This window comes from Corynebacterium tuscaniense DNF00037, assembly GCF_000759055.1.
In the GTDB taxonomy this organism is placed as follows: Bacteria; Actinomycetota; Actinomycetes; order Mycobacteriales; family Mycobacteriaceae; genus Corynebacterium; species Corynebacterium tuscaniense.
This window is the reverse complement of sequence record NZ_JRNG01000013.1, coordinates 38,009-59,564: the sequence shown is the minus strand read 5'-3', so window position 1 is coordinate 59,564 and position 21,556 is coordinate 38,009. Positions and strand designations below refer to the sequence as shown.

General features: G+C 60.4%; 20 protein-coding genes. 12 read left to right on the top strand and 8 right to left on the bottom strand.

The genetic code is table 11. From position 1 onward, the window contains the following. The first annotated feature begins 29 nt into the window (after positions 1-29). The 7 genes from sufB (at position 30) to HMPREF2129_RS03835 (ending at position 7,385) form a co-directional block, all read left to right on the top strand. On the top strand, positions 30-1,436 hold the full coding sequence (gene sufB, locus HMPREF2129_RS03865; RefSeq protein ID WP_052092694.1) for a Fe-S cluster assembly protein SufB: 1,407 nt from the start codon (positions 30-32) through the stop codon (positions 1,434-1,436). A 3-nt stretch (positions 1,437-1,439) separates the two neighbouring features. Next, positions 1,440-2,618, top strand: a complete 1,179-nt coding sequence (gene sufD / locus HMPREF2129_RS03860) for a Fe-S cluster assembly protein SufD (RefSeq protein WP_034663398.1) — start codon at positions 1,440-1,442, stop codon at positions 2,616-2,618. Positions 2,619-2,684: 66 nt separating this feature from the next. After that, entirely contained in the window at positions 2,685-3,440 is a 756-nt protein-coding gene (sufC, locus tag HMPREF2129_RS03855) for a Fe-S cluster assembly ATPase SufC (protein WP_034663395.1), read from the top strand. Positions 3,441-3,519: 79 nt separating this feature from the next. After that, complete coding sequence (locus HMPREF2129_RS03850) at positions 3,520-4,782, top strand: cysteine desulfurase (RefSeq protein WP_034663392.1); 1,263 nt, start codon at positions 3,520-3,522, stop codon at positions 4,780-4,782. Between the two features lie 68 nt (positions 4,783-4,850). Continuing rightward, complete coding sequence (gene sufU, locus HMPREF2129_RS03845; RefSeq protein WP_034663388.1) at positions 4,851-5,306, top strand: Fe-S cluster assembly sulfur transfer protein SufU; 456 nt, start codon at positions 4,851-4,853, stop codon at positions 5,304-5,306. Positions 5,307-5,315: 9 nt separating this feature from the next. Next, positions 5,316-5,720, top strand: a complete 405-nt coding sequence (locus tag HMPREF2129_RS03840) for a metal-sulfur cluster assembly factor (protein WP_034663387.1) — start codon at positions 5,316-5,318, stop codon at positions 5,718-5,720. 36 nt (positions 5,721-5,756) lie between these two features. Next, positions 5,757-7,385, top strand: a complete 1,629-nt coding sequence (locus tag HMPREF2129_RS03835) for an ABC-F family ATP-binding cassette domain-containing protein (protein WP_034663384.1) — start codon at positions 5,757-5,759, stop codon at positions 7,383-7,385. Here the strand turns inward: HMPREF2129_RS03835 and HMPREF2129_RS03830 are convergent. Further along, a complete protein-coding gene (locus tag HMPREF2129_RS03830; RefSeq protein WP_034663381.1) occupies positions 7,382-8,116 on the bottom strand; it encodes a glutamine amidotransferase-related protein in 735 nt (244 codons plus the stop codon). The two genes, HMPREF2129_RS03835 and HMPREF2129_RS03830, sit on opposite strands and share 4 nt — an antisense overlap. 29 nt (positions 8,117-8,145) lie before the next feature. Here HMPREF2129_RS03830 and HMPREF2129_RS03825 point away from each other — a divergent pair, with 29 nt between their 5' ends. Next, the gene (locus HMPREF2129_RS03825; protein ID WP_034663378.1) at positions 8,146-8,379 is read left to right on the top strand and encodes a hypothetical protein; all 234 of its coding nucleotides are present in this window, start codon (positions 8,146-8,148) and stop codon (positions 8,377-8,379) included. Here HMPREF2129_RS03825 and HMPREF2129_RS03820 read toward each other — a convergent pair. Genes HMPREF2129_RS03820 through HMPREF2129_RS03805 form a run of 4 tightly spaced genes read right to left on the bottom strand, consistent with a single transcriptional unit; the run spans position 8,376 to position 11,282 of the window. After that, positions 8,376-8,963 (bottom strand): hypothetical protein, encoded by a 588-nt coding sequence (locus HMPREF2129_RS03820; RefSeq protein ID WP_232218090.1) that lies wholly within the window; start codon positions 8,961-8,963, stop codon positions 8,376-8,378. The genes HMPREF2129_RS03825 and HMPREF2129_RS03820 overlap by 4 nt on opposite strands. After that, complete coding sequence (locus tag HMPREF2129_RS03815) at positions 8,956-9,597, bottom strand: MerR family transcriptional regulator (protein ID WP_034663372.1); 642 nt, start codon at positions 9,595-9,597, stop codon at positions 8,956-8,958. The genes HMPREF2129_RS03820 and HMPREF2129_RS03815 overlap by 8 nt, the downstream gene beginning before the upstream one ends. A 40-nt stretch (positions 9,598-9,637) precedes the next feature. After that, positions 9,638-11,008 carry a PFL family protein gene (locus HMPREF2129_RS03810; protein ID WP_034663370.1) on the bottom strand — a complete coding sequence of 457 codons (1,371 nt, stop codon included), beginning with the start codon at positions 11,006-11,008 and terminating at the stop codon, positions 9,638-9,640. A gap of 4 nt (positions 11,009-11,012) precedes the next feature. Beyond that, the gene (locus tag HMPREF2129_RS03805) at positions 11,013-11,282 is read right to left on the bottom strand and encodes an ACT domain-containing protein (protein WP_034663368.1); all 270 of its coding nucleotides are present in this window, start codon (positions 11,280-11,282) and stop codon (positions 11,013-11,015) included. Positions 11,283-11,445: 163 nt separating this feature from the next. Here HMPREF2129_RS03805 and HMPREF2129_RS11225 point away from each other — a divergent pair, with 163 nt between their 5' ends. Beyond that, complete coding sequence (locus HMPREF2129_RS11225) at positions 11,446-13,206, top strand: NAD(P)H-binding protein (RefSeq protein WP_232218089.1); 1,761 nt, start codon at positions 11,446-11,448, stop codon at positions 13,204-13,206. Here the strand turns inward: HMPREF2129_RS11225 and HMPREF2129_RS03790 are convergent. Next, complete coding sequence (locus tag HMPREF2129_RS03790) at positions 13,195-13,920, bottom strand: glutamine amidotransferase-related protein (RefSeq protein WP_034663365.1); 726 nt, start codon at positions 13,918-13,920, stop codon at positions 13,195-13,197. The two genes, HMPREF2129_RS11225 and HMPREF2129_RS03790, sit on opposite strands and share 12 nt — an antisense overlap. 80 nt (positions 13,921-14,000) lie before the next feature. Then, positions 14,001-16,781, bottom strand: a complete 2,781-nt coding sequence (gene acnA / locus HMPREF2129_RS03785; protein WP_034663361.1) for an aconitate hydratase AcnA — start codon at positions 16,779-16,781, stop codon at positions 14,001-14,003. 269 nt (positions 16,782-17,050) lie between these two features. On the opposite strand from acnA, the gene HMPREF2129_RS03780 reads away from it, so the two are divergent. The 3 genes from HMPREF2129_RS03780 to HMPREF2129_RS03770 all read left to right on the top strand — a co-directional run bounded on the left by HMPREF2129_RS03780 (position 17,051) and on the right by HMPREF2129_RS03770 (position 20,791). Beyond that, positions 17,051-17,527 (top strand): Rv1476 family membrane protein, encoded by a 477-nt coding sequence (locus HMPREF2129_RS03780; protein ID WP_034663447.1) that lies wholly within the window; start codon positions 17,051-17,053, stop codon positions 17,525-17,527. A 656-nt stretch (positions 17,528-18,183) separates the two neighbouring features. Then, positions 18,184-19,716, top strand: coding sequence for a DIP1281 family NlpC/P60 protein (locus tag HMPREF2129_RS03775; protein ID WP_052092675.1), 1,533 nt, complete (start codon positions 18,184-18,186; stop codon positions 19,714-19,716). A 46-nt stretch (positions 19,717-19,762) separates the two neighbouring features. Beyond that, a complete protein-coding gene (locus HMPREF2129_RS03770; protein WP_034663357.1) occupies positions 19,763-20,791 on the top strand; it encodes a ferrochelatase in 1,029 nt (342 codons plus the stop codon). Here HMPREF2129_RS03770 and HMPREF2129_RS03765 read toward each other — a convergent pair. Beyond that, complete coding sequence (locus tag HMPREF2129_RS03765) at positions 20,784-21,539, bottom strand: hypothetical protein (RefSeq protein WP_034663356.1); 756 nt, start codon at positions 21,537-21,539, stop codon at positions 20,784-20,786. The genes HMPREF2129_RS03770 and HMPREF2129_RS03765 overlap by 8 nt on opposite strands. Positions 21,540-21,556: the final 17 nt, after the last annotated feature.

Here is a 21,556-nt window from a genome sequence, read left to right as displayed (position 1 = left end):
GCACTCCCGCACCCGGCCTTGAAAAGCCGATGAATGATGATGAGATTATTGCGTCGATGGGTCCGTATAACTACGGGTGGCGCGATTCTGACGTGGCAGGTGAAAACGCCCGCCGTGGTCTCGATGAGGATGTAGTTCGCTCCATCTCTGCCGCTAAGAATGAGCCGGAGTGGATGTTGGAGCAGCGCCTGAAGGCACTGGACATCTACAACAAGAAGCCACTGCCGAATTGGGGCCCGGACCTGACGGGCATTGACTTCGATCAGATTAAGTACTTCGTCCGTTCCACCGAGAAGCAGGCCACCAGCTGGGAGGACCTGCCAGAGGACATCAAGAACACCTACGACCGTCTGGGTATCCCGGATGCAGAGAAGCAGCGCCTCGTCGCTGGTGTCGCCGCTCAGTACGAGTCTGAGGTTGTCTACCACAAGATCCGTGAGGACCTTGAGGAGCAGGGTGTGATCTTCGTGGACACCGATACGGGTCTGCGTGAGTATCCGGAGTTGTTCAAGGAGTACTTCGGATCTGTCGTTCCTGCTGGTGACAACAAGTTCTCCGCACTGAACGCTGCTGTGTGGTCCGGTGGGTCTTTCATCTATGTGCCTAAAGGCGTGCATGTGGAGATCCCGCTGCAGGCATACTTCCGCATCAACACCGAGAACATGGGTCAGTTCGAGCGCACCCTCATCGTCGTCGACGAGGATGCATATGTCCACTACGTTGAGGGCTGCACCGCCCCGATCTACAAGACGGACTCGCTGCACGCTGCTGTGGTGGAGATCATCGTGAAGAAGAACGCACGTTGCCGCTACACAACGATCCAGAACTGGTCCAACAACGTGTACAACCTGGTGACGCAGCGTGCCCGCGCCGAGGAAGGCGCCACCATGGAGTGGGTCGATGGCAACATTGGCTCTAAGGTGAACATGAAGTACCCGGCTGTGTGGATGACCGGTCCGAACTCCCGTGGTGAGGTCCTGTCCGCTCAGTTCTGTGGCGAGGGCCAGGTGCAGGACACCGGTGCAAAGGTCGTCCACATGGCGCCGAACACCTCCTCCAACATCGTGTCTAAGTCTGTGTCCCGCAATGGTGGTCGTGCTGCCTACCGTGGTCTGGTGCAGATCAACGCGAATGCGAAAAACTCCCACTCCAACATTGAGTGTGACGCGCTGCTGGTGGACAACATCTCCCGCACGGACACCTACCCATACAACGACATCCGCAATGACCACGTGACTCTGGGCCATGAGGCAAAGGTGTCCAAGGTGAGTGAGGAGCAGCTGTTCTACCTCATGTCTCGCGGTATTTCTGAGGAAGACGCGATGGCCATGATCGTGCGCGGCTTCATTGAGCCGATTGCGAAGGAACTCCCAATGGAGTACGCACTCGAGCTCAACCGTCTTATTGAGCTGCAGATGGAAGGATCGGTTGGTTAAACAATGACTGAAGCACCCGCAAAGAAGAGGGTCGGAAATGCGACCTTCCATGACAACAAGGGCGACCTGTTCGCTTCCTACGATGTCAATGACTTCGAGGTCCCGCAGGGGCGCGATGAGATCTGGCGCTTTGTGTCATTGCGCCGTCTGCGTGGGCTGCACAACGGTAGTTTCGCACCGCAGGGTGACGCACAGGTCGAGGTCACAGCTCCGGCTGAGGTGACCGTGGAGCAGGTTGACCGTGATGATGCGCGTTTGAAGACCACTTCGGCACCGGTCGACCGTATTGCGGCGCAGGCATGGACCTCCATGCCGCACGCCACCGTCGTGTCTGTTCCAGCGAATGCTGATATCGCCGAGCCGATTGTTATCACCACCACCGGTGCTGGCCTGGACGTAACCACCTTCGCCGGCGTTCACATTGAGGTAGGTGAGGGCGCTCGCGCGACCTTCATCGTGGAATACACCGGCTCTGGTACCCACGCCGATAATGTCAACTACCTCATTGGGGATAACGCACACGTGTCCGTCATCGTTGATGGCCAGTGGGCAAACGATGCCGTGCACGTCGGCGCGCAGAGCATCGTGGTTGGCCGTGACGCTGTGCTGCGTCATACTGCAGCTAACTTCGGCGGTGAAGTTGTGCGTAACACACCGCGCGTTAAGTACGCCGGCTCCGGTGGCGACGCTGAGCTGCTGGGCGTTTACTACGCGGACGACGGCCAGTACATTGAGAACCGTCTGCTGGTCGACCACAACCACCCGTACTGCCGCTCCAACGTGCTGTACAAGGGCGCGCTGCAGGGCGATAAGTCCTCCAAGCTGCCTGATGCACGTACGTGCTGGGTGGGTGATGTGCTCATCCGCTCCAACGCATCGGGCACCGAAACCTATGAGGCTAACCGCAACATCGTGCTTACCGACGGAGCACGTGCAGACGCCATCCCGAACCTGGAGATTGAAACCGGCGACATCCCTGGTGCCGGCCACGCCGCCACCGTTGGTCGCTTCGATGAGGAGCAGCTGTTCTACCTCAAGTCCCGTGGTATTCCGGATGGGGAAGCCCGTCGCCTGATCGTTCGCGGTTTCTTCAACGAGGTGCTCAACCGCATCCCAGTTGATTCCGTGCGCGACGAACTGATCAACCGCGTCTCCGGCGAACTCGAGCAGGTGAACCTGTAAGGCCGCGCCCGCGGCCCCGCAGGGGATCAACGACAGACATAACAGGTAAGTAGAAAGAAAGAATCTATGTCCACTCTGGAAATTAAGAACCTCCACGCATCTGTCCTGCCTCTCGAGGAGGGACAGGACCCGACCCCGATTCTCAAGGGCGTTAACCTGACCATCAAGTCTGGTGAGACCCACGCCATCATGGGCCCGAACGGCTCCGGCAAGTCCACCCTCGCCTACACCCTGGCTGGACACCCGTCTTATGAGGTAACCGAGGGCGAGGTGCTTCTTGACGGCGAGAACATCCTCGACATGGAAGTTGACGAGCGCGCACGCGCTGGTCTCTTCTTGGCCATGCAGTACCCGGTCGAGGTCCCTGGCGTGTCCTCCTCCAACTTCATGCGCTCCGCTGTCACCGCTGTTCGCGGCGAAGCACCGAAACTGCGCGAGTGGGTACAGGAGCTCAATCAGGTGCGTGATGATCTGAAGATCGATCCGTCGTTTAGCGAGCGCTCCGTGAACGAGGGCTTCTCCGGCGGCGAGAAGAAACGCCACGAGGTCATGCAGCTCTCCTTGATGAAGCCGAAGTTCGCCATCATGGATGAGACCGACTCTGGCCTTGACGTTGACGCGCTGCGCATTGTCTCTGAGGGCATTAACCGCTACCAGGAGGAGACTAACGGTGGCATCGTCATGATTACGCACTACCAGCGCATCCTGAATTACGTGCGCCCGGACCACGTGCACATCTTCGATGACGGTGTGATCAAGCACACCGGTGGTTTCGAGCTCGCTGAGAAGCTTGAGGCCGAGGGGTACGAAGCATTCCTGTAACCCCACAGAAACGGCCGGCCACGCACATTGCCGGCCGTTTCCTTTTCCTACACCCCCATTTACGCGAGAACCGAGTTCTATGACTGAGTACGTTTTTCCCGATGGATCTTTGAACACCGACGCTATTCGCGCGGAGTTCCCAATCCTTTCGCGCACCGTGCGTGATAACACGCCTTTGGTGTACCTGGATTCTGGTGCGACGTCACAGCGGCCGGAGCGAGTCTGGCGGGCGGAGGAGGAGTTCGTTCTGAACACTTTCGCACCGGTTCATCGTGGTGCGTATCAGCTCGCCGAAGAGGCCACCGATGCGTATGAGTCTGCGCGCGGCAAGATCGCGGCGTTTGTGGGGGCACAGGATCATGAGATCGCGTTTACAAAGAATGCGACGGAAGCGCTTAATCTCGTTGCTTTCACGCTTGGCGACGATCGTGCAGGCGACCTCCGTATCACCGCGGGCGACACCATCGTGGTCACGGAGCTTGAACACCATGCAAACTTGGTGCCGTGGCAGGAACTTGCCCGCCGTACAGGCGCCACTCTGAAGTGGTACGGGATGACGGAGGACGGGCGCATTGACTTGGACTCCCTCGACTTGGATGAGACGGTCAAGGTGGTTGCGTTCACGCACCAATCCAACGTGACGGGTGCGGTGGCCGATGTTCCTGAGATGGTACGCCGCGCCAAGGCCGTTGGCGCACTGACAGTGTTGGATGCCTGCCAATCTGTACCACACATGCCGGTGGACTTGCACGCTCTCGACGTGGATTTCGCGGCGTTTTCCGGCCACAAGATGTGTGGTCCTTCTGGTGTTGGTGCTGTCTACGGCAAAGGCACGCTGCTGAACCAGCTACCCCCGTTTTTGACGGGTGGCTCCATGATCGAGGTTGTCCGCATGGAGGGTTCCACGTTCGCCCCAGCACCCCAGCGTTTTGAGGCTGGCACGCAGATGACCAGCCAGGTCGTAGGTCTTGGCGCCGCTGTTGATTTCCTCCAGGAGATCGGCATGGAGAACATCGCCGCCCACGAGCACAGGTTGACTGCGTATGCACTGGAGCGGATGAAGGACATTCCAGGGCTGACTATTTCTGGCCCGCTTACCGCTGAGCGGCGCGGCGGCGCCATTTCCTTTGTGGTTGACGGCATCCACCCGCATGACCTTGGGCAGGTCTTGGACTCCAAAGGCGTGTGCATCCGCGTGGGCCACCACTGCGCATGGCCAGCTCACCGCGGGCTGAACGCGCAGTCCACCGCGCGCGCCAGTTTCTACCTGTACAACACCACCGAAGAGATCGACGCGCTGATTGATGGCATCCAGGCCGCCAAGGAATTCTTCGGTGCCTAGCGCTGTTGAAACAAGGTAGAACTAAAACTAACTAACCGTTTAAAGGTCAAGGCAGAAGAAAGAAGAGCATGAACCTAGAGGCGATGTACCAAGAGGTCATCCTCGACCACTACAAGAACCCGCAAAACGCGGGCCTGCGTGAGCCATATGAGGCTGAGGTTCACCACGTCAACCCCTCCTGCGGTGATGAACTCACGCTGCGTGTGCACCTGTCGCCGGATGGCACCACAGTGGAGGACATCTCGTATGACGCGGAGGGGTGCTCGATCTCGCAGGCGTCGACAAGCGTGCTCACGGAAGAAGTGATCGGCCTGCCCGTCGCTGAGGCGATGAAGAAGCTCGACGCTTTCGAAGAGATGATTACCTCTAAGGGTGAGAAGGACGGCGACGCCAACCTGATCGGCGACGGCATCGCATTTTCCGGCGTATCCAAATTCCCCGCACGCGTGAAGTGTGCGCTGCTCGGCTGGAAGGCCTTCCAAGCGGCGACCAGCGACGCGATCACGGCACTTGAGAACAAATAGGAGACACACATGGCTACCGACAACACCGACACCACAAGCCAGTCCAACTTCGACGGACCTGGCGAGCGCCCTGAGCAAACCGAAAAGCAGATCCAGATTGCTTCCGATGTTGCCGAATACCTTCACGACGTCATCGACCCCGAGCTGGGCATCAACGTCGTTGATCTCGGCCTTGTGTACGACATCTGGATCGAAGAGGAACGCGACAAGAAGACCGCCATTATCAGCATGACGCTGACCTCGCCGGCATGCCCGCTTACGGACGTCATCGAGGAGCAAGTTGAAAACGCCGCCGTCGGCTCTGGCACCGTGGATGCCATTTCCCTCCACTGGGTGTGGATGCCGCCGTGGGGCCCGCACATGATCACTGAGGACGGCCGCGAGCAGCTGCGCGCACTCGGCTTCGCCGTCTAATCCGATGATTTGACCGCGGCGCTAGACTGACCCGTTGTGATTGTCACCAACGACCTCGAAGTCCGCGTCGGCGCCCGGACCCTTTTGAACGCCCCCGGCCAGCACCTGCGTGTGCAGCCGGGGGATCGCATTGGTCTTGTCGGCCGCAACGGTGCGGGCAAGACCACCACGATGCGCATCCTGGCGGGCGAGACCGAGCCCTACGGTGGTTCCGTGACGCGCTCAGGGGAGATTGGGTACCTGCCGCAGGATTCGCGCGAGGGCAATATTGAGCAGTCTGCGCGTGACCGTGTGCTTGCGGCCCGTGGGCTGGACCAGCTGCGGTCCTCCATGGACCGGCAGCAGGAGATCATGGAGACCGAAGAGGGCTCCAAGCGCGATGCCGCGATTGCCAAATACTCCCGCTTTGAGGAGCGCTTCCAGGCACTCGGCGGGTATGAGGCCGACGCGGAGGCCGCGCAGATCTGCGACAATCTCGGGCTGCCCGCGCGTATTCTGGACCAGCCGCTCAAGACACTGTCCGGTGGTCAGCGCCGCCGCGTGGAGCTCGCACAAATCCTCTTCGCCGCCAACGACGGCGCGGGCAAGTCCAAGACCACTTTGCTTCTCGACGAACCCACCAACCACCTCGACGCCGACTCCATCACCTGGCTCCGCGATTTCCTGTCCAAACATGAGGGCGGGCTCATCATGATCTCCCACGACGTGGAACTGCTCGACGCCGTGTGTAACAAGGTGTGGTTCCTCGACGCCGTGCGCGGGGAAGCGGACGTGTACAACATGGGCTTTGCCAAGTACAAGGACGCTCGTGCGCTCGACGAGGCACGTCGCCGCCGCGAACGCGCCAACGCGGAGAAAAAAGCATCCGCCCTACAGAAGCAGGCCGCCAAGCTCGGCGCGAAAGCCACCAAAGCTGCTGCCGCAAAACAGATGCTCGCCCGTGCCGATCGCATGATGCATGAGCTGGATGAGGTAAGGGTGGCGGACAAGGTGGCGTCGATAAGCTTCCCTGAGCCAGCACCCTGTGGAAAGACCCCGCTCTTCGGCAAGGGGCTGACCAAGATGTACGGCTCGCTGGAAGTCTTCGCGGGCGTGGACCTCGCGATTGATAAAGGCTCGCGCGTGGTCGTGCTGGGCACGAACGGTGCCGGTAAGACGACACTGCTCAAGCTGCTCGCGGGCGTGGAGCGCACCGACGGTGAAGGTGGGCTTGTCACCGGCCACGGCCTGAAACTCGGCTACTTCGCCCAGGAACACGACACGATCGACCCTGACAAGACCGTGTGGGAAAACACCATCGAAGCGTGTCCCGATGCAGGCCAGCAGGACCTCCGTGGGCTACTCGGCGCGTTCATGTTTTCCGGGGACAAGCTCGAACAACCCGCCGGCACGCTCTCCGGTGGTGAAAAGACTCGCCTCGCGCTCGCGACCCTCGTGTCGTCGCGCGCCAACGTGCTGCTACTCGACGAACCCACCAACAACCTCGACCCCCAATCCCGCGAGCAGGTCCTCGACGCCCTGAATACATACACCGGCGCAGTTGTCCTGGTCACCCACGATCCCGGCGCGGTGAAAGCCCTCGAGCCCGAGCGCGTGATCATCATGCCGGAGGGTGATGAGGACATGTGGAGCGACGACTACATGGAGATCGTTGAGCTGGCCTAGCGCGCGTAACGGGCGGCGAAGTTCGCCAGGATTGCGTTATTTGCGGAGTAGTCGTAGTCGTAGCCTTTGGCGATCTGGGACTCGAAGGTCTCCGTCGACGTGTAGCCGTGGTGTGCGTAGAGGCGCAGGCGGAATTCCAGTGCCTCAGCGGTGAGCTCCGGGTGGAACTGCGTGGCGTAGACGTGCTGTCGGACGCGGAACATCTGGGTCGGGCAGGCCTCGCCGGTGACAAGCGTGGTGATGCGCGGGTCTTCCGGCATCTGCGCAATCGCTTCTTTGTGTCCGACGATGGTGTCGAACTGCGCGGGTGTGTCCCCCAGGACGTCATCGTGCTCGTCGGTGCGGGTGACCGTGACGGGGCCGGCTTCCTCCGCGTACCGGTCAGATAAACGCGCACCGATTGCCGTTCCAATCGCGCCAATGCCGTAGCACGCGCCTAGTAGGGGGAAGTCGCGGTCAATGCACTCCGCCACCAACGTCCCGATCTCACGTTCCACGCGCAGCTGCAACGGGGACTTCATCAGCTCCATGTTGTTGAACGGGCTCCCACCCAGTAGCACCGCTGAGTAGTCGTCCAGGTTCACGTCGCCGAGCTCGGTTTGGTCGAGGCGACGTTGCTCAATGGAGGTGGCGCTGACAAGCATTGCATTCGCGAAGCTTTCGAGCTCTTCCGCGGCGGCCTCATCTTCGGGGCGCGTGCTCAACAGCAAAAACGGGCGAGAAGTGGTCACCCGAGTAAATCTAGACGATGATGGACTCTATGAACCCAATTGATTCACTCAAAGATGCCTGGAACTCCCTCAGCAAGGAAGAGAAAACCGTCGCCGGAATCTTCGGCGCACTCGACACCGCGCTCAAAGGCTACGCACTGTGGGACCTCTCACGTACCGACGCGCACCGTCTCCGTGGCCCCAAATGGTTCTGGACCCCGTTCATCGGCGGCGTGAACACCATTGGTTGGGCGGCCTACTTCACGGTGGGCAAGAAGCGCTAGCGTATAACTCCGCCTGAATAGAAGCGGACACGGCTGACCGGCTGTGTGCGCTTCTTTTGCCATGGGTAGGTGTCTTCGGCGGCCTCGATAGGCGCATGCAGCGTGAGCAGGATGTCGGTGCCGGCAGGCCCGCCGAGGATGAGCTCTCCATCGCCGACTACCGTCTCAGCAGCGTGACTGCGCGAGGGCGATTGCTTGGAAATGAGGTCACGGGAAATGTCCGCGAAGATCTTCCGGCCGCGACGAAGAACTACACGCTGACTATCGTGATAGGACGGCCGGATCCGCTCGCTGGCGATGAGCGCCCAGATGAACACAATGCCCCACACCGATAACAGCAGTGCGAGGATGCGGAGTGCACCCTCGGGTAACAGCAGGTGGACGACGACGAGTTCGATGAGGATGACCACCGTGAACATTGCTACCAGTTGGAGCCGCCCAGGCTGGTGCGGAAAGGCCTGCGCGCCTTCCGGTAGGAGTGTCCGGCCGCGTGTCCACCACCAGAGGTCGCGGTAGAGTCCCCATTCATATCGCGCTGCACGGACCGCCGGGTGTTGTCGTAGCAGATGTAGCACCTTAGTCACGGAATCCACCCGCAAGTTTCTCCACGACATCCGGCCACCCAGTGTCCCAAGCTGTTAGTGGGACCTCGCCCGGCACGAGCGTGTCAGCAACATTGCGCATGATCCCGCGTGGCAGCAGCTCGGCAAGCTTATCGACGTCCCCCGTCTCCCATGCCCGCCCAAACTCTTCCGTCGCCTTGATGCAGGCGGGATCGGCGAGGTTAGCGCGCAGCTGATCCCATGTGGCTGGAGTGGCTACACCGGTGAGCGCCATAAGGTCGAAGCTCTCGGTTTCTCCGCGGACGAAATCAGTATCGCCGAGGACGTCGATCAACTGTGTGCGCACATCGTTTGGCATCCCCAATGGCGCCTCTTTCAGGGCGGAAAGCCGGTCGCGCTGGCGCATGAGGTGGGTAATTTGGGCGTCGATGAGCTCCAAAGACCGGTCGATGGCGTCTGTGGAGTGGATGTGGGTGGTGGCGACTCCAGCGTCGATGAGCGCGCGGGCGCGAAGTACCGCCGCAAGGTCACGGACGGTGTAGTCGCGGTAGTTGCCAGGAGTGCGTGCGGGCTCCGGCACGGCCCCGGTTTCGTGCAAGTGGCGGATGGCGCGCACGGAGCAGCCAGCAGCGCGCGCGACGTCAGAGATCCTCATGCCGCCATTTTGAACTATGACGCCGCGTGAGGGTCAAGGCTTAGTTGCGGAACCCGTGGACCGGGGCGGGGATGAAGCCGCCACGCTCGATGAACGGGGCGTTGCTCACCTGGTTCACGGGAATTACCGGCGCATAGCCGAGGAGGCCACCGAAATTGACTTCGTCGCCAGGTTTTGTGCCGGGGACGGGGATGAGGCGGGCGGCGGTGGTTTTATGGTTCATCACACCGATGGCGGCTTCATCAGCGATCATGCCGGCAATGCTTGCAGCGGGGGTGTCACCGGGAATGGCGATCATGTCGAATCCGACGGAGCAGATCGACGTCATGGCTTCGAGCTTGTCCAAAGAGATGGCTCCGGAGCGGACGGCGTCGATCATGCCCTGGTCCTCAGAGACTGGGATGAAGGAGCCAGAGAGGCCGCCGACGCGGGAGCAGGCCATCATGCCGCCTTTCTTGACGGCGTCGTTAAGCAGTGCGAGCGCGGCGGTGGTGCCGTGCGTGCCCACTTGGTTCAGGCCCATGTGCTCGAGGATGTGGGCGACGGAATCGCCGACCTCTGCCGTCGGGGCGAGCGAAAGGTCAACGATGCCGAACGGCACTCCGAGACGCTGGGCCGCGAGAGTGCCTACGAGTTGGCCCGCGCGCGTGATCTTAAACGCGGCTTTCTTGATCTCCTCGGCGACCTCATTGAGCGACTTACCCGCCAACGGGGTGATCGCACGGTCCACCACACCCGGGCCCGACACACCGACGGAAATGACGGTGTCCGGCTCCTCAATACCGTGGAACGCGCCAGCCATGAAGGGGTTGTCGCCCACAGCGTTCGCGAAAACAACGAGCTTCGCGCAGCTTATCGACGACCTCTCCGCCGTCAACTCCGCCGCCTCCTTCACCACCTTGCCCATGGTTTTCACCGCGTCCATGTTGATACCGGCGCGGGAAGACGCAACGTTCACGGAACCGCAGACAAATTCCGTGTTCGACAAGGCTTCGGGGATGGAGGCGATAAGGCGCTCATCGGCCTCCGTGGCGCCCTTTTCCACGAGCGCGGAGTAACCGCCGATGAAGTTCACGCCGAGCTCTTGGGCTGCTTTGTCGAGAGCGTGGGCTATGTCGGCCGGATTGCCGTCCAAGCCCGCTGCGACGAGCGCGATCGGGGAGACCGACACACGCTTGTTCACGATGGGGATGCCGAGTTCGCGTTCGATGCCCTGGCAGACGTCGACAAGCCGTGCGGCGCGCGCGGTCACCCGGTCGTAGACAGCCTGCGCAGTGGCTGCCATCGTGGAGCGCGTGCAGCCGATGAGCGAAATGCCCATGGTGACGGTGCGGATATCTAGGCGGTAGTCCTCGATCATCGAGATGACGTCCATAATGCTGGCGGACTTGAAGTTCAGCTCGTTGCCCATGGCGCTAGATCTCATTCATCGCGGTGAACAGGGCCTCGCTCTGGACGCGGATATCCACGCCAAGGTCTGCGCCCACCGACGTGAGCGTGTCCTGGAGAGCGGCGATGTCAAAGCCTTCTTCCGGCAGTGCAACCCGCATGATCATGGTGAAGAAATCACTCATGAGGGTCTGCGACACGTCGACGATGTTGATGTTGTGATCCGCCGCAGCCTGAGCAACTCCAGCGATGATGCCGGTCCGGTCCGGGCCGGTGGTGGTGATGATCGCGTACATGGCTTCCCATGCTAGACCCCAAACAGGCGAGTCTACGTCACTGGGGCAGCAGGCGCGGGCGGTTTGCCGGAATCTGTGGATAACTTTTGCCGATATCGGGGTTATCCACAGGTTCAGAAACGCGCGCTTTACAGGAGTTCTTGGCCGTGTCAGGGTGGCAGACATGATTGGTTTCGGAGAGTTCCTCGGCGCCGTTGCTGCCGGGGTGGACACCTTGGCTGGCTTTGACCGCCAGGCGGCGCTTGATGCCGGGGTGCAGCCGAAACGTGTGCGCGACTGGGCCAAGGTGCACGAAGTGTACTTCGGATCGACGAGGTTGAAGAAGCAGCAGAGTCTCGGGGTGGCTAAGGCTCGCGCGAACCGCGTCTCCATGGACACTTTGACCTTGATCGAAGAGAGCACGAAGCTGATCAGCGATCCCGTGGACCGCTGGCGCCTCCGCCACACCCTGCTGGACGTGCGGGGAAGTTACGAGACCGTGCGGCGGCGCGCCAAGGAGATTGTTCCTGCCGTGGAACCGCCGCCGCCTTCGGATGGGGTGGGCTTCACAGGTTCGCGCAGAGGCAAACGAGCGATGATGGTGACGGGACCGGAGCGCATCATGGCGGATCTGGAACACTCGTTGAGCCAGGACATTGATCCGTCGCGCCCGCGTGGCCCGCAGCTGTTTGAGGCGTTTATGACGATGCTGGAGTTTGGCGGTGGGGTTGCGCGGGCAGTGCCGCGCCCGTTAGTGCTGGTGCCTCTGCCGGAGTACGCGCGTATTGTGCGCCAAGAGGGCGATGAGACGATCCTTGGTCTCACCGACGGCACCACGATGACCGGTGCAGAGTTCCTCGCTACGTTTCATGGTGCGGACCTGGAAGTGGGGCTATTCCACCCGCAGCAGGGCGCAGTGAACCTGTATCGCGGTCAGCGCCTGGCTAACCAGAAGCAGCGCGACCTGGCACGGGCGGTCACTCCGGCGTGTCCGGTGCCCGGTTGCCGCCACGGGGCGGATGCCTGCGAACTCCACCACATGACGGCGTGGAAGCATGGGCGAGAGACCAACGTGAACAACCTGACGCCGCTGTGCCGCTATCACAACAGGGTCAATGACGATGATCCGTGGCGACAGGCCCGCGGGCGAGTCGAGCGAATCAGGGGCGGGCCGGTGTGGGTGTCGCCGCGGGGCTATCCGGTGATGAATATCGTCACCTGTTCGGAGCGTTGCGCTCCCTCTTCGGCGACCCCATTTTTCGCTAGCCTGGGCGGCATGGAACAAGAGTTCACTCAATTCGTTCTCGTCATTGGTGCTGGCGGGAAGGTCAGCCAGTTGAGCGTGCCATTGCTTATTGCGGAGGGGCATAAAGTCGCCGGTCTCGTGCGCAACCCGGAGCATGTTCAGCAGCTTATCGGCGCCTCCGCTACCGCCATCGTCACCGACCTCACCCGCTTGGACGCGGAGGAGTGGGCACGTTTGCTCACTCCGTTTGACGCGGTGGTGTGGTCCGCTGGTGCGGGCGGGGGTGATCCGGAGCGGACGTATGCGGTGGACCGAGATGCGGCATTGCGTATGATCGGTGCGCTGGAGGAATTGGGGGAGTTCGCACCCAAGCTCGTCATGGTGTCCTATGCCGGCGCTGCGAAAGCGACAGTGGTGGACGACGGCAGCAGCTGGTTCGCTTATGTGGAGTCGAAGAAGGCCGTCGATAAGCGCCTGTTGGAGTCGGAGCTCGACTATGTCATCTTGGGGCCGACGAGGTTGACCGTGGAGCGCTCCCATGGTGGTCGTGCCGTAGACGAGACTACGCGGCCAGAATCTACGACCTCGCGTGAGCTCGTTGCGCAGGTAATTGTGGAGGCCGTCGGGCGTGAGGCGATGCCTGCGAACCCCTTCGACTTCGAAGACGGGGACACGCCAGCGCGGGAGTTAGCGCTCTAGGCAGAATTCAGAGAAACGTTTCACCAGGGCGTTTGCGGTTGTCGTATCCACGCTGGGGAGGCCGGCGACGATAGTGTCGTACTCGGCCTGCGGGAAATAGCCGTAGTCGTAGTAGAAATCCATGCGCGTTTTCATCGCGGCGGCATCCATCTCCGCGTGGAACTGCGTAGCCCACACATGGTCGCGGTAGCGCAGGATCTGAATTGGGCAGGACGGTCCTTCGGCCAGGAGCGTCGCACCCTTTGGGGCTGCGAGAGGGTTTTCAGTATGCCCGGTCAGTGCGGTGAACAACTTGGGCAATCCAGCCATGAGTGGATCTTCCTCTGCAGCGGGCAGTGTGCTCACAATGGTGGGACCTGATGTTTCCGGGTGGGTGTGTCCGACCAGACCACCCAAGTGGTGGGTGAGCCAGCTAATGCCATAGCAGACGAAGAAGACGGGGATGTCGCCTTCCACGAGTTCGGCGAGGATCTCGTGCACATGTTTTTGCCACGGCGAGTACTCCTCATTAGTGATGTTCAGTGAACTACCACCGACAAAGATGCCGCTCACCCCATCAAGGCTGCCCAACTTGGAGGTCTCATCCGAGATGGAGCGCAACTCAATGTCATTTGTGCTCAAACCGGTTGCGCGCAGCGTGTCGTGGTATTCAGCGTGGGACACCGCAGGACCAACCGGTCCGTTGCGCAAAGACAGGAAGAGCAGTTTGGGCATAAGGGAGGATTGTAAGTGGCGGGACGTCGATAAGCGAAAAGCCGGCTCCCACGAGGGGAACCGGCCTTCAGCTACGCAGCTTAGTTCTTGACCATCTGGCGCAGAACGTACTGCAGAATGCCGCCGTGGCGGTAGTACTCAGCCTCACCAGGCGTATCGACGCGGACCTTAGCCTCGAACTCAATCTTCTCGCCATCATCCTTCGTGGCGGTGACGTGAACAGTCTCCGGAATAGCGTCGCCCTCATTGAAGGCGGTGATGCCGGTGATGTCGAAGGTCTCGGTGCCGTCCAGACCCAGGGAAGCGTGGGTTTCGCCCTCCGGGAACTGCAGCGGCAGAACACCCATACCGATCAGGTTGGAGCGGTGAATACGCTCGAAGGACTCGGTGATGACAGCGCGGACGCCGAGCAGGTTGGTGCCCTTTGCAGCCCAGTCACGGGAAGAACCGGTGCCGTACTCCTTACCAGCCAGGACGACCAGTGGGATGTTCTTCTCGGCGTAGTTCTGTGCAGCGTCGTAGATGAACGCCTGCGGAGCGCCTTCCTGAGTGAAGTCGCGGGTGTAGCCACCGGCCTCTTCAACCAGCTGGTTGCGGAGGCGGATGTTAGCGAAGGTACCGCGAACCATGACCTCGTGGTTACCACGACGGGAACCAAACGAGTTGTAGTCGTGGCGAGCCACACCGTGTGCATCCAGGTAGTTCGCAGCCGGGGTGCCCGGCTTGATGGAGGAAGCAGGGGAGATGTGGTCCGTGGTCACGGAGTCGCCCAGCTTAGCCAGCACGCGAGCGCCGGTGATGTCCTGAACAGCTTCCGGCTGCTCCGGCATACCGTCGAAGTACGGTGCCTTGCGGATGTAGGTGGAGTCCTCGTTCCAGGAGAAGGTCTTGCCCTGCGGGATGTCGAGCTCCTGCCACTGCTTGTCGCCCTTGAAGACGTCAGCGTAGTCCTTCTCGTACATCTCACGGGAGATAGTGTCAGCGATGACACCCTCGATCTCATCAGCGGACGGCCAGACGTCCTTCAGGAAGACGTCGTTGCCGTCTGCATCCTGGCCCAGCGGCTGGGTCTCGAAGTCGAAGTCCATGGTGCCGGCGATGGAGTACGCGATGACCAACAGCGGGGAGGCAAGGTAGTTCATCTTCACGTCGGGGGAGATACGTCCCTCGAAGTTACGGTTACCGGACAGGACTGCGGTTGCGGTCAGGTCGTACTCGTTGATCGCAGCGGAGATCTCGTTCGGCAGCGGGCCGGAGTTACCGATGCAGGATGCACAGCCGAAGCCGGACAGGTAGAAGCCGACAGCTTCGAGGTCCTTCCAGAGGTCAGCGCGGTTGTAGTAACCGTCAACGACCTGGGAGCCCGGAGCCATAATGGTCTTCACCCATGGCTTCGCCTTCAGGCCCTTCTCAGCAGCCTTGCGTGCCAGCAGCGCCGCACCGACCATGACGGACGGGTTGGAGGTGTTGGTGCAAGAGGTGATTGCTGCGATGGCAACCATGCCGTGGTCGAGGGTGTACTCGCCACCCTGCGGGGACTCGACGATAACCGGCTTGGAAGCGCGGCCCTCAGAGCCGTCAGCAGCGGACTCGCCGTTTGCCGGCCAGGACTCGTTGTAGGAAACGGTCTCGACCTTCTCGGCGCGAACCGGTTCTGCGTGGCCGTCGCCAGCGGTGTTGTAGTCCGGCAGCTGCTTACGGAAGGTCTCCTTGGACTCTGCGAGCAGGATGCGGTCCTGCGGGCGCTTCGGTCCAGCAATCGACGGCTTGACGGTGGACAGATCGAGCTCGAGGTACTCGGAGTACTCGGCTTCCTTGGCACCCTGCTCGAGCCACATACCCTGAGCCTTGGCGTATGCCTCGACGCGGTCGATTGTCTCCTGGTCGCGGCCGGTGAGGTGGAGGTAGTTAATAGTCTCCTCGTCGATCGGGAAGATCGCACAGGTGGAGCCAAACTCCGGCGACATGTTACCGATGGTTGCGCGGTTTGCCAGCGGGATCTGCTTGACACCGTCGCCGTAGAACTCGACGAACTTCTGCACCACACCGTGATCGCGGAGCATCTCGGTGACGGTCAAAACAACGTCGGTAGCGGTCACGCCAACCGGGATCTCACCGGTGAGCTTGAAGCCAACGACGCGCGGGATGAGCATGGACACCGGCTGGCCGAGCATTGCCGCCTCAGCCTCGATGCCACCGACACCCCAGCCCAGGATGCCCAGGCCGTTCTCCATGGTTGTGTGGGAGTCCGTACCAATACAGGTGTCAGGGTAAGCTACGCCGTCGTTGTCAAAGACAACGCGGGAGAGGTACTCAATGTTCACCTGGTGGACGATGCCGGTTCCCGGTGGGACGACGCGGAAGTTGGAGAAGTTCTCTGCACCCCAGCGCAGGAACTGGTAGCGCTCCTCGTTGCGCTCGTACTCGATCTCGACGTTCTTTTCCAGAGCGTTCTCGGAGCCGAACGCCTCGATGATTACGGAGTGGTCAATGACCATCTCAGCTGGGTTCAGCGGGTTGACCTGGTCCGGGTTGCCGCCGAGGGAGGACACGGCCTCACGCATGGTGGCGAGGTCGACCACACAGGGGACACCGGTGAAGTCCTGCATGAGGACGCGTGCCGGGGTGAACTGGATCTCGATGGACGGCTCTGCCGACGGATCCCAGTTAGCAATCGCCTTGATGTGCTCCTCGGTGACATTCTTGCCATCCTCGGTGCGCAGCAGGTTCTCGCCCAGCACCTTCAGGGAGTAGGGGAGTTTCTCCATACCTTCGACTGCGTCGAGGGCGTAGTAGTCGTAGGACTTACCGCCGACCTCGAGAGTCTTCTTCGCGTTAAAGGAGTTCTTGCTCTCAGACACGTGAGCTCCGTTTCTCGTTGTCAAACTTAGATTCTGGGTGTCGCGACCCATAGGGGTCCCTACCTGCACATCTTAGGGCACTCGGCGCTGAAAGTAGGTAATACGGTCCGGCTAAAGGCCTTCTATGGAACTTTTAGCTACCCCGTAACCGGAAATCCCCCTCACATCGGGGTGTGCGTATCGGTGGGACCCGCGCAACGGGGCCTGACGCGGTTTCTTCCCTGTGCGCCTCCAATGCACCGGCGGTTGGCGCGCTAACCTTTTGGATTATGGATCCCGTGAACGTCGATAAGGCTTCTTTGACCGCCCAGCTAGCGGATGATTCGGTTGCGTTCGAGACGGACAACCCGATGAATCTTCTCATCGAACCGGATTTGCTGCGCGCAGTGAATGAGGCTTCCACGCAGGAGGGCGGGCCTTTCGGTTACGTCGTACTGGAAACGGTCGGGGCTGGGCCGGGCGCGCTCCGTGATCTGGCGCAGGAGCTCTTGGAGGGCACAAACGCACACACCATGATTGTCCGTGCACCTGATGCGACAGCGGCGGTGAGTACTGAGCTCACCCGCGCGCAAATCGAAAAGTCCGAGTTCGCGTTGATTAGGCAACCTGATTATGCCCAGGGGATCGATGCTTTTGTTGCGAGCATTGCGGACAGTGGGGAACCGCACTGGGGCACCTTAGGGGCAATTTTGGCTGCCCTCATCGTGCTTGTAGCTGTCGTAACGCACTGGACAGTCAAGCGTTGAGCCTAGACTTATGTGACACGCCGGGGTGTATAACTGTCAACCCATGTGCCTTGTGTTAACGCATGTTGCGTCTTAGGTTGTGGAACGTGATGAAAGTCACAGTAGATCTGCGTGGCCCTAAAGTCCCAGCGTGACAAAAAGTAACAGTCATGTCATTTACCTTGACCAGTGTGAAAGTTGGTAAAGGATGTGCACCAGACATCTGAAGTGGCTTATGGTTTCCATGTCAGCTCGTGGGCTGATAACTGTTACTTCTTACGCACTCGTAACACTTAATGAATGACGCAAGGTTGAACACGGACTCCGGTCGGTGGGATGACTTGAATGAATTCGGGCATGTGGGGAAGCACGCCAAGAATTGAGTTCGTTACCGTCGCTGAGTAATGCTGGCGCCGGGGCGGATTCGTGTTGCAGTCAAGTTTGAGGGACGGACGATCTCCCATGGGCTCACATCCGTGATCGTTCTAGAATCCGCACGCCGACCGGAGGGTCGGGCTTAGTTTGTGCTCTCGCATGAGCCGGGTCAGTGTGGTGAGAGGAATACCTCAGTGGTTTTCACAGTCCGTTCCGTTCGCTCTGTGTATTCAGGTTCCCGGGCGCACCGACGCTTCCGGATATTTTTGCCTGCAACCGCTTGTGCCGTGTCACTGTCGGTTATGTGCAGTACGACATCTGTCGCTCAAGAGTCGCCGGTTACTGCTCTTGTTTCTGAAATCACCGGCTTTGAGGCCGATATCAGTCGCATCAACCTTGAGCTGGGCGGTCTGCAGGAGGCAGTGAACCAGGCGCTCGTCGATCTTCATGATGCGCAGTCCTTGGCCGAGCAGGCTCGCCAAGGCGCCAAGGAGGCGAAGGATCGCCTCAATGCCTCGCAGGCGGATGTTGACCGTGCGCAGGAAGACCTGGACTCGGTGGCGCGCTCCTCGTACCGTTCTCAGAATTCGGCATCCCCGGCGCAGTTGGGTTCGGGTGATGCACGTAAGGATTCGTTGGATCGCCAGACCTATCTGCGTCGTGAGTCCGATGAGAAGCGTGGTGCACTCGAGGAATTGGTGCGCAATCGCACCATCGCCGCAAATGATGAGTCCACCTTGCGTCAAACCAGTAGGCTTGCCGACGACCGCGAGCGTCAAGCTGCCCAGGCCGAATCCGACGCTCGTGGGACGTTGGACCACGCTATGGGTGAACTCGCAGACAAGCTCGCTGCACGAGATGAGGCGTCGGCGGATCTTGCAGAGGCTCAGAGCGAGTTAGCGGAGCTGCGTCCGGAGCACCCGCTTGCGGACAGCTCCCCTGAGACCCTGGAGACCCCGGAGACCCCGGAGGCGCCGGCCGCTCCGGCGGCTCAGGAGGCTTCGCCGGCTCAGGCCGAGGCACCTGCTGCTCCTGTAACTTCTGCGACTGAGGTCACGGCGCCGGAGGCGCCGACACAGGAGGCTGCGCAAGAAGCTGCTCCGAATGTTGAGCCCAGCACGGAAGCCACTGCGCCCGAAGCTCCTGCATCAACCGAGTCCGCGGAGGATACTCAGCAAGATACCGTGACTGCAGCAATGGATGCGTTGGCTGAGGCTGTGGGCAAATCTCAGGCTGACCACTCCACCTTTGAGGACCCGTATGGGAATGGGGCGACGGGGGAGATTGCGGCGACCTCGGGAAGCGAGTCTACGAATGACGCTGTCGAGGAATCTGTGGCGGAAGTGCTTCCGGAGGTGAAGGATAGCTCGGCAGTGACGGAAGAAATTCGCGAGGATTCTTCCTTGACGGTGGCTGATGGCAACCGTCAGCAGCAGATTGAGGCTGTTATTGCGCGTGCGGAGTCTCAGATTGGTACCCCCTACGTGTGGGGTGGTGGTGACGCGAATGGTCCGACTGCGGGCATTAGTGACGGCCGGACTCCGCGCACGGGTCAGCTTGGCTTCGACTGCTCTGGCCTAGTCTTGTACGCCTTTGCCGGTGTGGGGATTTCGCTTCCGCATTACACCGGTTATCAGTACCAGCGTGGTGAGAAGATCCCGGTGGCACAGGCTGAGCGCGGCGACCTGTTGTTCTGGGGTGATGGGGGTAGCCGTCACGTGGCTATTTACCTGGGTAACGGTCAGATGCTCGAAGCGCCACAGACCGGTATGAACGTGCAGAAGACTGCGGTGCGCCAGAGCGGTATGGCACCGTATGCGGTCCGACTCATTTAGCACAATCAGCCATCGGGGTAGTCACGGTTGATCTAGACTAGCGTCCATGTCGTTTAGTGATTTTGATGCACTCCTCGTTCTTTCTTTCGGTGGCCCCGAAGGGGAGGACGAGGTTATTCCATTTCTAGAGAACGTAACGAGAGGTCGGGGTATACCGCGCGAACGTCTTGCGGCTGTCGGTGAACACTATTTCCACTTCGGAGGTGTGAGCCCGATTAATGATCAGAATCGCACGATCATCAGCAATGTAGAGGCGGAGATCGCGCGTCGCGGGGAGTCTTTTCCGGTCTATTTCGGTAACCGTAATTGGCACCCTTTCGCACAAGAGGCTGCGGAGAAGATCAAGGCGGACGGTCACCGTAAGGTGGCAGTGTTCGCTACTTCCGCGTGGGGTGGCTATTCTGCGTGCCGTCAGTACGATGAGGACATCACGAAGCTCCGTGACTCCCACGGTGATATTGAGTTCACCAAGCTGTGGCAGTTCTACGGACATCCGATCTTCGTCAAGCTCATGGCTGATCATGTGCGCGAGGCTTGGGAGTCAGCTGATCAGGACTCTACCCGTGTACTCTTCGCTGCTCACTCAGTGCCCAACGCAGCTGATGATGCGTCTGGCGGATCCAAGGATTCAAATCTTTATTCGCGCCAGGTAGAGGAAGCCTCCCGCCTCATTGCTGAAGCGGCGGGCGTGCCTTCCTATGAGGTCGTGTGGCAGTCACGGTCCGGTAATCCCGCGACACCGTGGCTTGAGCCGGATGTCGTGGACCGTACCGAAGAACTTCATGCGTCAGATCCTTCGATTAAACACATCATTTGTGTCCCTGTCGGCTTCATCACGGATCACATGGAGGTTGTGTGGGACCTCGACACGGAACTCAAAGAGGCTTGTGAGGAGCGCGGTATGACACTCACGCGTACCGCAACTGTCGGGTTGGAGCCGGAGTTTGCCAACCTGATCCTTGACCTTGTGGAGAAAACTGCCGCCCGCAGTGTGCCTGAGACACTCTCGACAGTCACCGTGCAGGGCTGCACGCGTAACGGTGCGCCTTGTAAACCGGACTGCTGCGTTAGCTAGTCTGCTGGTAATTCAGCACCGCATCAGCAACTCCAGCCATGCGTGCTGTACGGATGTGACGCCAGAGACTGAAAAGTTGAGGGTCGAAAGAGTGATCGCCCAGCTTATCGACGACAGTCTCAATCACCGCCGCTACCCGGTCCGCTCGTGCAAATAGTTTGGCGGCCCGCGGGGTGGTGGACATTGGCAAACCGGGCGTGTCGTAGAAATCGGCTAAAGAACCAACAGTGAGCCGGGGATCGGGAAGATCTGCCCTGGTGCCGCCAGTAGCTCGAATGAGCTCGGCGGCTTCTGTTGTTGCTTGGGAGAGTAAAGCGTCCGCTTCACCGGGGCTGAGCCAGGCGGGTTCGGGCAGACGGGCGTGTTCCTCAAACCAGCGCCACGTGGTGCCCTCGGGGGTGTAGCAGGGAATCAGAATGTGGGTGATGCCGCCATAGCCGCGAAGGGCGAGGGCCGCTGATCCGGTTTCGGTGAGTGCAGCAGCCGCTGGGGAGCCGGCAGGCAGCTCCGCGGGCTGACCGGGGCCAGAAAGAATCAGGCGGACTGCAGGGCCTTCCTCATTAAGGTTGGTGGCTTCACGGATGTCTCGCAGAAGCGTCGTTAATGCTTCGTCGTGGTAATAATGCGGCCCACCAAGATCTTGTAGTGCCGAGATGACGTTGTCGGTTGACTCATGCCCGCACAGCCAGGAGGACAACCATACGGCAGTGTTCTGGAGTGGGGAGAAGACTTCGGCGCGCGTACTCATTTGGGAGAGTATATCGG